The sequence below is a fragment of the Stieleria marina genome, assembly GCA_007741555.1.
In the GTDB taxonomy this organism is placed as follows: Bacteria; Planctomycetota; Planctomycetia; order Pirellulales; family Pirellulaceae; genus K23-9.
This window is the reverse complement of record CP036526.1, coordinates 5470489-5482146: the sequence shown is the minus strand read 5'-3', so window position 1 is coordinate 5482146 and position 11658 is coordinate 5470489. Positions and strand designations below refer to the sequence as shown.

The 11658-nt window shown below is 55.4% G+C and carries 9 protein-coding genes; 5 read left to right on the top strand and 4 right to left on the bottom strand.

Features of this window, described 5'->3' with window-relative positions; genetic code table 11:
- Positions 1 to 56 precede the first annotated feature (56 nt).
- The 3 genes from rimO (at position 57) to K239x_RS19430 (ending at position 3483) form a co-directional block, all read left to right on the top strand.
- Positions 57 to 1475: a 30S ribosomal protein S12 methylthiotransferase RimO gene (gene rimO / locus K239x_RS19440; protein WP_145419843.1), complete on the top strand. Its 1419-nt coding sequence runs from the start codon at positions 57 to 59 to the stop codon at positions 1473 to 1475.
- A 136-nt stretch (positions 1476 to 1611) separates the two neighbouring features.
- Positions 1612 to 2199, top strand: a complete 588-nt coding sequence (gene pgsA, locus K239x_RS19435; RefSeq protein ID WP_145419842.1) for a CDP-diacylglycerol--glycerol-3-phosphate 3-phosphatidyltransferase — start codon at positions 1612 to 1614, stop codon at positions 2197 to 2199.
- Between the two features lie 171 nt (positions 2200 to 2370).
- A complete protein-coding gene (locus K239x_RS19430; protein WP_419189173.1) occupies positions 2371 to 3483 on the top strand; it encodes a CPBP family intramembrane glutamic endopeptidase in 1113 nt (370 codons plus the stop codon).
- 77 nt (positions 3484 to 3560) lie between these two features.
- Here the strand turns inward: K239x_RS19430 and K239x_RS19425 are convergent, their stop codons facing one another.
- A complete protein-coding gene (locus tag K239x_RS19425) occupies positions 3561 to 5471 on the bottom strand; it encodes a DUF3352 domain-containing protein (RefSeq protein WP_145419840.1) in 1911 nt (636 codons plus the stop codon).
- A gap of 283 nt (positions 5472 to 5754) precedes the next feature.
- On the opposite strand from K239x_RS19425, the gene K239x_RS28845 reads away from it, so the two are divergent.
- Both K239x_RS28845 and K239x_RS19415 read left to right on the top strand, forming a co-directional pair.
- The gene (locus K239x_RS28845) at positions 5755 to 6366 is read left to right on the top strand and encodes a BON domain-containing protein (protein ID WP_419189172.1); all 612 of its coding nucleotides are present in this window, start codon (positions 5755 to 5757) and stop codon (positions 6364 to 6366) included.
- 143 nt (positions 6367 to 6509) lie between these two features.
- Positions 6510 to 8207 carry a vWA domain-containing protein gene (locus K239x_RS19415; RefSeq protein ID WP_145419839.1) on the top strand — a complete coding sequence of 566 codons (1698 nt, stop codon included), beginning with the start codon at positions 6510 to 6512 and terminating at the stop codon, positions 8205 to 8207.
- 21 nt (positions 8208 to 8228) lie between these two features.
- Here the strand turns inward: K239x_RS19415 and K239x_RS19410 are convergent, their stop codons facing one another.
- The 3 genes from K239x_RS19410 to K239x_RS19400 form a co-directional block, all read right to left on the bottom strand.
- Positions 8229 to 9329 carry a hypothetical protein gene (locus K239x_RS19410; protein ID WP_145419838.1) on the bottom strand — a complete coding sequence of 367 codons (1101 nt, stop codon included), beginning with the start codon at positions 9327 to 9329 and terminating at the stop codon, positions 8229 to 8231.
- 99 nt (positions 9330 to 9428) lie between these two features.
- A complete protein-coding gene (locus K239x_RS19405; protein WP_145419837.1) occupies positions 9429 to 10937 on the bottom strand; it encodes a DNA methyltransferase family protein in 1509 nt (502 codons plus the stop codon).
- Positions 10938 to 10952: 15 nt separating this feature from the next.
- Positions 10953 to 11624, bottom strand: coding sequence for a type II restriction-modification system restriction endonuclease (locus tag K239x_RS19400; RefSeq protein ID WP_145419836.1), 672 nt, complete (start codon positions 11622 to 11624; stop codon positions 10953 to 10955).
- Positions 11625 to 11658: the final 34 nt, after the last annotated feature.

Below are 11658 nucleotides of genomic sequence, written 5' to 3'. Positions count from 1 at the left end.
GTTCTGGCGTCGCCACTGACGCCGGAATGACGCCAAATATTGACCCGATATCTTCCATGCAACTGCCCGTCGTCTCCGACACGCCTACCGCCAAGCCAGCCACTCCGGCGGATCCTGACAGCAACGCCCGCGGACGTTATGCCGTTGTCAGCCTCGGATGCCCCAAGAATTTGGTCGACACCGAACAGATGCTCGGTCGACTCGATGAAGACGGTTACCAGATGGTGGACTCGGTCGACTCGGCCGATTTTGTCGTCGTCAACACTTGTGGTTTTATCGATTCGGCTCGTGAGGAATCTCTCGGGGCAATCGATGAGATGCTGGCTTTGAAAAAGCAAGGCAAGATTCGCAACGTGGTCGTCACGGGATGTTTGGCCGAACGTCAGCAAGGAAAGTTGCTGGAAGCTCGCCCGGAAATCGACGCGATGATCGGTGTGTTTGGTCGCAACGAAATTGTTTCGGTCATCGACCGTCTCCAAAGTGGCGTCGAAGAACAACAGAAAGTTTTCCGTCCCGCGGCGGTCAAACCACTCTCCGATGCCGTTCGCACCGCCGTCACGCCTCGGCACTTTGCGTATCTGAAAATCAGCGAAGGCTGCGATCGGCTGTGCACGTTTTGCGCGATCCCAAAAATGCGTGGCAAGCACTACAGCAAGCCGATGGAGCAGGTCATTGACGAAGCGAAGCGGTTGGGCGACAGCGGCGTCCGCGAAATCGTCATTGTCGCGCAAGACACGACGTACTACGGAAAAGACATTTATGGCAAACCGCGACTGGCAGATTTGCTGGTCGAACTGGACAAGATCGAATCCGTTGATTGGATTCGGCTGATGTATTTTTATCCGATGTACATCGATGATCAATTGATTGACACGCTGGCGGGAGCGAAGCGTATCTTGCCGTACATTGACATGCCGTTGCAGCATGCCAGCGACCAAATGCTTCGGCGAATGTCTCGCAAGACGACGCGTTCGTTGCAAGAAGAAATCATGGGCAATCTACGTAGCCGGATCGATAACCTTGTGATGCGGACGACAATGATCACCGGGTTCCCAGGCGAAACCGATGATGATTTTGCGCAGCTGATGGACTTTGCAGAAAAACAACGATTCGAACATTTGGGCGTCTTCACATACTCGGTCGAAGAAGACACACCGGCGGCAAAACTGCCCAATCGCGTCCCAGCCGAAATTGCCCAGCAGCGGTACGAATCGCTGATGGCACTGCAACAGAAAATCGCTTTTGAGTGGGCCGACAAGCGAGTCGGTTCGACCGAAGACGTGATCATCGACGCTGCGTTACCGGATCAAGAAGGGGTGTGGATCGGTCGCTCGCGAGCGGAAGCACCCGATATCGACGGAGTCATTTACGTTTCGGGGATCGAACCCGGTAGTGACGTTGGCGTCGGATCAATGGTGCGATGCGAAATCGTCGCCGCAGACGGCTACGACTTGGTCGCGGCTCCGCTAGAATAGGCGTTCATCGATCTTTCCTCCGAATCAAATAGTCGCGTAAACCGAAGATTTCGCACTGTGCAGGCTCTGTTTCGTTGTCACTGAGAAACGAAATCAATCAAGACCTGCCCCTGTCGCGATCCCCATGACGTATGCAATGAGTGCCACCACCCCGTCAACATCCGTCTACAACGTCCCCAACGCATTGACCACTGCGCGGTTTGCACTGGCGATCGCCGTGATGGCGTTGATTCCGATGCGATATTTCACGGCAGCGATGATCGTGTTTGTGATTGCCGCGTCCACCGACTGGATGGACGGCTATTGGGCTCGCAAATACGGACAAGTCACCAAACTGGGCCGAATCTTTGACCCGTTTGTGGACAAAATCATTGTCTGCGGCTCGTTCATTGCCCTGGTCGAAGTCGCCCCGTCAGGAGTGGCTTCGTGGATGGCAACCGCCGTCGTCGCTCGTGAATTGCTGGTGACCAGTCTGCGAGGAATGGTGGAGGGATCAGGCGGTGATTTTTCGGCCAGCCAGCTTGGCAAGTGGAAGATGGTGCTGCAGTGCGTTGCCATCGTCGCGGTCTTGTTGTCGCTGATGTATGGCGGGCAGCCTGAATGGCTCGCCACGACAGCGCATGTCCTGTTGTGGGCCGCGATCGTACTGACGGTCTATTCCGGTTACGACTACGTCATCCGCGCCGCACGTGTCCTTCGGGATGTACCCGATCCGACGCCTTAACATCCAGGCGTCACACAGGCCGCTGGCTGCTGATTGTTGGCGATGGTAGTGGGGCAATTGGCGAAAGAGATTTGCCAGGCATCGGCGATACAATCTTGCGGCACATCGATTTTCTTCCAAGCTAACTCGCCAGCCACGGCTGCCAATCATTTATCCGAGGAAAGCCGACTGATGGCCGCAGCAATTTTTTATGGGATCAACGCCTTTGTTCTTTTTGCGGTCCTGGGGAGCCTGGTCTTTTGGACGCGTCGTCTGATTCACAGACTTAAGTCCGGTGCGTCGTTGCCGCCGCTCGTTGCGATGAAGCCGCGTGAAAGTCCGCGATGGAGCGTCGGCGAATTCATCTTGATGTTTGGGTTGATGATTTTGTCGTTCGCCGGATTGAGCTACGCCGCAAACAAAGTCGGTTGGGTCAAGCCTCCCGTTGCCGTTGAGGTCGATTCAGTCGCGGAACCACTTACGGCAGCACCCGGGGATCAAGCGACCGCCGAAGACGCACCCGATTTGTTGCCGCTGCTGGCGATCAATACGTTTGCTGGCGCAATCGCCATGGGGATTACCCTGATTTGGCTGATCACGATTTCCGGATGCACTCTGTCGCACGTCGGTTTGAAAATGCATTCCGCCGACGTCCAACTTGGCCTGAAAGGCGCGTTCTGGTTCATTCCTCCGGTGCTGCTGATCAGCATGTTCGCGTCGATGATGATTCCGTACGAACATCCTGTCCTCGACACGCTCGCGGCAAACAAAGTGTTTGGGACGTGGCTGATGTTGTTTGTCAGCACGGCAATGATCGTGCCGGCGGTAGAAGAGTTTATGTTTCGCGTGCTGTTGCAGGGCGGGCTTCAACGCATCGCTGACAATCAGCACGCTGGCAGTAAAATTGCTGACAGCCAAGCCGTCGGCGCGCCCGGTGATGAATTGGATCGTCAGGCGGTCCTGCAGCTGTCACCAGAGGACCGCCCGGACAGCTGGGTGGCTGACGCGTATCAGCCACCAACAGCGACGAGCGATGCGACTGCGACGCCATACGAGACAGATAGTTTGTGGCGACCGCAGTCCTACTGGCCGATCGTAGTCACCAGCGTGTTCTTTGCCCTGATGCACTTAGGGCAGGGCGCCGCTCCGATTCCGCTGTTCTTTCTCTCGCTGGGGCTAGGCTATTTGTATCGCCAAAGCGGCAGCATGATTCCGCCGCTGATCGTTCACATGATTCTCAATGGAACGACTTTGGCCGTCGAATTTAGCCGGATGGCCGCCGGGATTGAGCCAACAGGACTGTAAGTTCGCCACACTTTCGCAGAACCAGGAAATGATTCCGCGAAAGCTTTGCCGCGACTACAGGCCGATTCAGGACAGGTCTACTCTTCGTCGGCCACCAGCGTGAACGAACCAAAGTGAATGCCGTCGGGTGAATCGTAGGCGAAGACACCGCTGGGAGCGAAGTACTTCTCGAACTCCTCGAACGGCGGAAAATCGTTTCGTTGCAACACGTCGGCGAAACGACCCACATTGGGATTCTTTTCGGCTTGACCACGCAAGAACTTTTTCGTGCCATCGTCGCCTGCGATTTGATAAAACTGACGCAGAAAGTCCGCCCCACGCATGAACGACACCATGAATGGTTTTTCGCCATCCAGTTTGCCACCTAGTTCGGCCGACACCAGTTCGTAGTCGGGAACCGTCACCAAGCCCGAAATGGCGCCGCTGTTGGCTCGGGTGATTCGTTCGATCAGTTTTCGACTGTCCGATTGGATCAACCACTTTCCAAGAATCATGATGCAGGGTTCAGGTTTGCGGAAACCCTCGGGGACTCGGTTACGACCTTGGCGAAAGAAATACACCACGCTGCCACCGATCGTTTCGGCGGTCATCACATTGGGAAACTTTTCTCGCATCTTGGCAATCGTGGCTTTCGCAGCCGTCGCGTCGACCAGCTCCAGGCCGTGGGCGGACGCTTGGCTGTTGATGCGTGCTGGTGGTTCGATCCAAGTTGTCCGAATGATGCGGCCCGTTAAGTTTTGAACCAATTCCTTTTGCACATCCACACCGGTCCGTTTCTGAGTGGGGGCTTCGACAAAGCGTTTCAGTGAATCGGCGCCTTGAAAGTTGTCCATGATCTTGCCGACGTTTTCGTAGGTCTGATCGATGTCCCAGTACAGGGACGTGTAGGTGGTCACGTCCGATGGAATCCATTTTGGCGGCGTCGAATCGCCCGTGTCTGGTCTCAATACACCCAGCAACCCATCGCGGGGTGGATCGATCAAAACATGCAGATGCGAAATGTCCTCGAAAACTTCGCCGCCGCGGAACGAACTGCCGCCGATACCGCGGAAGCGCTCGAATCCCAGGCTCTCTACCATGGGCCAGACCATCGCGGCGCCCATCGATCCACTTCGTTTGACGATTTTTTGTGCGATGTGATACGGGTCAACATAAAACGTCAGCTGCGGTCGAGTGGATTCAGCGCCGATGCAGCGTGACATGACCGAGGTGAAGTTGGCGCTATCAGCGAGCGAGGGCAATTCGCTTTCGCCTTCCCAATGGTCAAGCACGTCTTGCGCGGTGCGATGCCCAATTCCAAAAACGATCGTGCCGTCTCGCTCAAAGTACTCCACTTCGGGACGACCGGTACGTGGTGGCAACAATCGAACGACGTCGGTTTTTTGAACCTCTTTGACTCGGCGAACATAGCCATCGTTGTCGACCATCTGTCGTTCCAGCTTGTCGACGATCGATTGCAGTTTGTCGACGTTGTCGCCCGCATTGACGATAAACACACCAGCGAACGAATTTTGTTCGCGGCGTTTTCGTCGGAGGCGACGTTGGATTGCTTGTTCGGAATCGTCCGATTCGTCGGCCTGTTGGATGTTGTCGTTGTCTTCGGGGATCTGGCCGGGAATCAATGCCGCAGCTACTTGCCCGTGCGGGATCGCTAAAAGTTCGTCGAGCGTGACGCCGACTTTGTCGCTGATCTGTTCAAAGAGGTCGCGAAAGGTGCTGTAGACGTCCGATGCCAGCGGTTTCAGTTTGGGATCGTTCAGCATTTTTCCCATCGATGAATTTGCCAGATCCGATCGCAGCTCTTCTGCGTTGTCCAACCTCGCGTACAGAAAAGCGTCTTCGGGTAGCAAACGCGGCGCGCCAGGAACGACTTTGACTTCCTTTTCCTGTCCCAGAACGCTGGTGCCGCCTACGGTCGTTAGGGTCGCCAGAGCCAAGGCTGCGGTGAACGCATGGCTGGATCGCACCGATGGGAAATGTGGCTTCATTTAGCTTTGGGGGCTGGTTTGATGGGATTGCTGGGATGGAAAACGGATCAACCGGTGTATTCGACATTCTTTAGCGAATCTTGGCAAAGGGAATGCTCTTTGCCCTTAACATTCCCGAAACGTTGCCCGATTTACTTGGTTAGAATAGTCGACGGCGTTCTCGTTTTGTTCGATGCCGTCTTCTCAAGGAGGCACGCTTGTCGGAAAAAACTGGCGCGCTCATTTCAAAAAAGCCGGCAAAAACGTTGCCACTTAACCGTAGATCAAATCGCAAGAGCCACGAATGATGAAAAACTATCACCCAATCTTTCGCGCCTTGCTGGTCACTGTTTCGTTGCTCGGATGGACGCTGACCGCACAAGCTCAGCAAGGCGCAACTGGCGACCAAACCACTGGTGACACCGGGACTGGTACGGCCACCATCGGTGCCGCCCCGGACACGAGTGCGTTTGACCAGATCCAGCGTGGTGATTCCGTCACATCGGCTGCTACCACTGGATTCGGGCCAGGAGCGACTCAGGGCGGCGGTGGAACGTCGGCATTTGGTGGCGGCGGAGGTGGTTTTGGAGGCTTTGGTGGTCTGGGAGGCTTGTTTGGTGGCGGCGGGTTCGGTCAAGGTTCTCAATCGGCAAAGCCGTTGATTCGGACGCGTTTACGTTCGGCAGTTACCTTCACGGCACGACCTACCCAGCAAGTTCAAGCCAACGCGAACCAGCGTTTCGTCCAGCTGCCACAGCAACGCGGATTGCAGAATGTTCAGATCAACATGGTCGGACGCACGGCTGTGATCAATGGCACGGCATCAAGTGATCGCGACCGCCGCATGGCCGAATTGCTGATGCGTTTGGAGCCAGGCGTCAGCCAGATTCAAAACAACGTGCAGGTTTCGCAGTAGCGATCGCCCGTTTTCTTTTCGGTATTTTTGCAGTTCGCAAAATCCGTCCCGCCTCGGCTTTCGTCTTACCGGTAGACATGCCGACCAAGCTGTTTTGTTCAGCTTGGTCAAGTCTTCTTGTAAGTTTCCCGAGGTAGGCGAACATGAGAATCTGTTTTAGCGCGGCGACGCAATCGCTTGCGATCAGCCTGTTCTGTGGCGTTTTGATTACCGGATGTGGAACAAGCGATCCTGCCAAAGTCGGTGAGACTTCGCGAGCCTATTCAGCATCAAGTGAAGGCCAAGCCGGAGCAATTCGGTTGCGGGCCCCGTCGGCCGAACAGCGTCTACGCGAAGGTCAGATCGGTCCAGCCTTGGATACCGAATCGGATGCTGCTAGAGACTCCGAAGCGGACGATACCGAAGCGGATAAGGATCAGCATGATCAGATCGTCGAAAACCCATTCAAAATGGTTTGGGATCATCCGCTCAGCACGTTTTCGATCGACGTCGATACGGCGTCGTACAGCAAAGTTCGCCAGCACTTGCTCAGTTATGGTCGGTTGCCGCGGCCTGACGCAGTCCGCATCGAAGAACTGCTGAATTACTTTTCCTACGACTACGCGCCGCCGGCTCACGGCGACACTGAGCCATTCGCGACCCACATCGCAGTTGCTCAGGCACCGTGGAATCCCAAGCACAGGTTGGCCAGAGTGGCGTTGAAAGGCCGCGTGATGGAAAACCAGCATCGTCCGCCCAGCAATTTGGTGTTCTTGATCGATACGTCGGGGTCAATGAAGCAGCCCAATAAATTGCCGCTCTTGAAACGCTCGCTCAGTCTGCTGCTACAGCAACTCGGGTCGAAAGATCGAGTCGCGATCGTCGCGTACGCTGGTGCGGCAGGAGTGATTTTGGAAAGCACGCCCGCGACGCAATCGACAGAGATTCTAAATGCGTTTGGAAAACTTGCCGCGCGGGGGAGCACTAACGGCAGCCAAGGTCTCAAGATGGCCTATCAAGTCGCTCGAAGCCACATGATCGACGGAGGCACGAACCGTGTGCTGATTTGCACCGACGGCGATTTCAATGTCGGGCAGACTAGCGACGATGAATTGATCTCAATGATCCAAGACGAATCGAAGTCCGGAATCGATCTGACGGTGCTAGGTTTTGGGATGGGCAACCTAAACGACGCGATGCTGGAGCAGATCAGCGGACAAGGAAACGGCAACTACGCCTTTATTGATACGTACAACGAAGCCAGGAAAGTTCTGCAGGAACAAATCGCAGGCACTTTGGTAACGATCGCAAAGGACATCAAAATTCAAGTCGAATTCAATCCTGCCAAAGTCGCGGCTTATCGGTTGATCGGCTACGAAAATCGATTGCTGGCGACGGAGGATTTCAACGATGACAAGAAAGACGCTGGCGAAATTGGCGCTGGGCATAGCGTCACGGCGTTGTACGAAATCATTCCAACGGGAACCGAAATCCAACCTGAGATCGCATCGGTGGATCAACTGAAGTACCAGAAAGCTCCGTCGCAATCCGATGCCGCGCAGACCGATGAACTGTTGACGCTGAAACTGCGATACAAACTGCCTGAGCACAGCGAGAGCCAGCTGGTCCAGCACGTTGTCACCGACAGTGGGGCAGCGTTTGATCAGAGTGACCAGGAATTTCAGTTTGCCGCCGCCGTGGCTGGATTCGGAATGCTGTTGCGAGAGAGTCCGCACAGCGGCGATTGGTCGTACGACTCGGTCTCTGAAATCGCCGAGTCGGCCTTGGGCGTCGACAAGCACGGGTTCCGAAAAGAGTTCTTGGAAATGGTCACCGCCGCCAGCATGCTGGCGGCGAAATGACCCGATCCATAAACCGCTCGACTACGGCAGATCGATTGTTTTAAGGGAAGCGGGGCCGTTGTCGCTTTGGATCATCACCAAAGCGTGCCCATCATCGATTTTGTCCAATTGAACGACGTCTTTCAGCGACGCAATGGTTTCGTAGTCTTGTCCGGCCGATCCACCGCCGGAGACTTTTTCGGTCAAGCCTGAGTCGCGTTCCAAGTCGCCCGTACTGATTTTCATCACGCCGCGAGCGCTGTTGGCCATCAGTAGGAAATCTTCGCCGTCTTTCGAGTAGACGATCATGTCCAAGGGACGATTGCGGTTGCCAAGTTCAGCCAGCGTCGTGCCCTTTACTTTTTCGCTGCTGCCGATTTTGGCGATGGGGATTTTCACAAGGGGCGTGCAAGTGAATCCGGCCAGCAAGTTTGGTTCGCCACCGATGTTGAACGGCACAAACGCTTGGATCGCTGCATTGGATTCGTCGCGTCCATGAGCCGCGTGATAAATTTCGACCTGAATCCCTTCGGCTTCTTCACGAAACGGAAACTCGAATTCACGAACCGCGCTGGGGGCTTCGTCGGCCGACAAACCAGCGACGATGACTTTTCCGTCGTTGTAGGCAATGTCGGTGATGCAGTTGTCACGCGGGTTGGATGAACGTCGCCCTCGTTTGACCACTTTGTCTTCGGGGGGATTCGGCAAGTTGGCGATCGCGTGGCCAATTTTGTCCAAGTTCAATCGCGTCACGGTGCCGTCGGGCGCGATGCGAGCCAAGTGGCCTTTACCGCCAGCATTGATGCCGACGTAGGCGTTGCGGGTTTCAGGATTGACGGCCAAGTCGACGATGGCGGCTTGGTCGACATTCAGAGCGGTCGCCACCTTGGACGTGATGTCGGCGATGTCGTATTCTCCCGATGACTTGCCGGAGTCTTCGGTATTGAGAGCGTAGACTTTGGCAGCTTTGGGGTCGCCGATGAACAGCACATTGGACGGTCCAAAAATCATTGGGCCGACCGACTGCAATTCAACCGGACCTGGATCAAGTCCGTAAACTTCCGCTGCCGACGATCGGCTGGTAGGGCAAACAGTACTTGCGACAACCGCCGCGACGAGGGGGCAGAGCATGAACAATCGCATGGGTGGATTCCTTTGGAAACCGGAGAACAAAAAGCGAACCGCAAATGGCGCTCGCGACCGTGCTGTTTCAGTTTGCAACGATCTCACTTGCACTGTCGGTTAGTCTACCAAAGCCAAACCCTGCTCGGTTGGCCGCGGGAAAACTTCTTCCCACTGCCGTGTGCGACCTAAGTGTTTTGCAAGCGACTCCAGGTCCAAACTCCTCAACGTTTGTGCATTGATCGGGCGTTTCGCATCCCAGAAGATTCTTGCCTGAAAGAAACTGGTCGCTTCGGCGGATGTCAGCAATTCGTGCACCAGCTTGGCTTGGCGTTTTGTCTGGAAACCTAGCGTGTAGCTGGTGTCGTCGACGACCACGGCTCGGCCTTTTATCGGACCAAGGAGTGTGAACTGAAGACGTTTGTACAGACCGCAGATCGCGACTTTCCACGGGGCGAATGTGTATTCACCAATTCCAAACAGAGCGAACGGATCGCGGTTGCGATAAATCGATGATTTGCGATTATCGAATGCCTCGCGGTTTTGCTGCAAGTAGCGATCGGTGGCCGGCAGGCGACCCTGGAGCTGGGCGGTGGATTCGCTCATGCAATGTTGAGTCACCAGCAATCGCCGCTCGGGGCATTTGGTTCGATTGTTGGCCACGTCGGCGCCCTTCGCCAGCGGATAAACCTGGTCGCGTTCGATTTCAACCGGTTCGCCGTCTTGTCGAAAAAGCTGCCCATCGATTTCTCGCAATTCCAACACTCGGCTGACATCGTGCTTCACACCACTCCGCCACGCCATCGCATTGGCGCGAAACAAGAAATCCGTGGCTCGGGCGTCGTTTGGGTTTGCAACCAGTTGACCGTCATGCCATCCCATTGCGATCGCGGTGGGCTTTTTGTCGACGCTTGTTGACTGATGACAGACGTGTACCTTGGATCTTTGTGGCTTGCCGGGGGAAAGCATCAACAAGCAGGCGTCGACATTCACGTCGAAGTGTTTTTTGGCGTCGATCGATCGCAAACTGGCGTGCGAAAACGCGGCGCCGCTTTGCCACTGCATTCGCAGGACTTTTCGCGCTGTCGCCGTTTTCACCAACATCGCCAAATGGTCTTGGCCGGGGCGCATGACCGTCAGCAGCGTTTGCAGGATCGATTCGGAAATGTCAAAATTGGATCGGCCCGTCATTGCATCGATGCCGCGAATCGATTCGACGTTGCTTTTTGTGGGCAGATTTTTGTTTTCCAAGACACCCAGTTGCGAATTCGTCACCCAAGGCGGATTGCCCAAAAAGAGAACGCTGCCGTCGTGTTGGTCGCGGTTGCGTTGCCAGTCGGCTGCAAAGAAATCTTGTTTTCGAATCGACGTCGTGGCTTTGGCTGTCGTCTCTTTGTTGACCGCCCGTCGTGCCCGCTGACGGTACAGGTCGTTGATTTCGTATCCAACGATTTGGCTACCAGGAAACGTGCTTGCCGCCGCGGTGACAAAGGTCCCGTGCCCACAGGTGGGTTCAATGACGACATCGACGAGGCCAAATTGCTGCGCAGCGACTTGGCAGCATTTTTGCGCCAGTTCGTGCGGCGTTTGGAAGTCGCCAAACGCGATTTTGTCGGATGAATGCTTCATGCGTTTGCTACAAGGCTACTTTGCTCGGGCGTCCACCAAATCTGACAATCCGTCGACTTTGCCTGCTTGGTCCACGACGCGTCCGTATTGCAGTCGCCACTGGAGGGCATTGGAAATCGTCAAATAGCCAAGCTCGGGCGGGTTGTCCAAAACTCTCTGCGCCAGGGCACGGCCGCTGATGTCGTCAACCGGCAATCGTCTCGCAGCAAAGAAGGCCAAGATGTCGTCGATCGTCGCATTGTGAGCCACTAAGTCTCGCAGGCCGGTCGTGGTTTGGAAATCGGCTGTCCGTGATTTGTCGACCAGCACGCCGTGCAATATTTGGAGCGTGCCCAAGTTGGCATCGTCGTCGTCTTGTTTGTCGTAGACGAAAACAAGCAGCGAATATCCCAGCCCGTAAATCTTTTGAGCCGCGGACTTGAACGGGCACGATGACTGCGGTTGCCGAACATGCGTGAATTTGATGTCGGCGTTGACTTCCGGGAGATCCCGTCCCCGTGCCGACGAGCCTGGTTGGTGGTTGTAGTTTTGCGACAGAAAAGCATGCAGACGCCGCTCGATATAAGTCCCGATCGCCTTTCCATCCGTCACACCGTACAAGCTTGCTTCGGAAATTTCGGCATGTTGTTGAGCGAACCGCTTTGCTTCGGTGGCCAACGACTGCAAGGTTAGCGGTGGTTTGGGCATGGCAACGCTTTTGAGTCCGTGGAGCGGTTACAGG

Coding starts and splice junctions, on each gene's coding strand:
- rimO (WP_145419843.1), top strand. CDS start 57: ATGCAACTGCCCGTCGTCTCCGACACGCCTACCGCCAAGCCAGCCACT.
- pgsA (WP_145419842.1), top strand. CDS start 1,612: ATGAGTGCCACCACCCCGTCAACATCCGTCTACAACGTCCCCAACGCA.
- K239x_RS19430 (WP_419189173.1), top strand. CDS start 2,371: ATGGCCGCAGCAATTTTTTATGGGATCAACGCCTTTGTTCTTTTTGCG.
- K239x_RS19425 (WP_145419840.1), bottom strand. CDS start 5,471: ATGAAGCCACATTTCCCATCGGTGCGATCCAGCCATGCGTTCACCGCA.
- K239x_RS28845 (WP_419189172.1), top strand. CDS start 5,755: ATGATGAAAAACTATCACCCAATCTTTCGCGCCTTGCTGGTCACTGTT.
- K239x_RS19415 (WP_145419839.1), top strand. CDS start 6,510: ATGAGAATCTGTTTTAGCGCGGCGACGCAATCGCTTGCGATCAGCCTG.
- K239x_RS19410 (WP_145419838.1), bottom strand. CDS start 9,329: ATGCGATTGTTCATGCTCTGCCCCCTCGTCGCGGCGGTTGTCGCAAGT.
- K239x_RS19405 (WP_145419837.1), bottom strand. CDS start 10,937: ATGAAGCATTCATCCGACAAAATCGCGTTTGGCGACTTCCAAACGCCG.
- K239x_RS19400 (WP_145419836.1), bottom strand. CDS start 11,624: ATGCCCAAACCACCGCTAACCTTGCAGTCGTTGGCCACCGAAGCAAAG.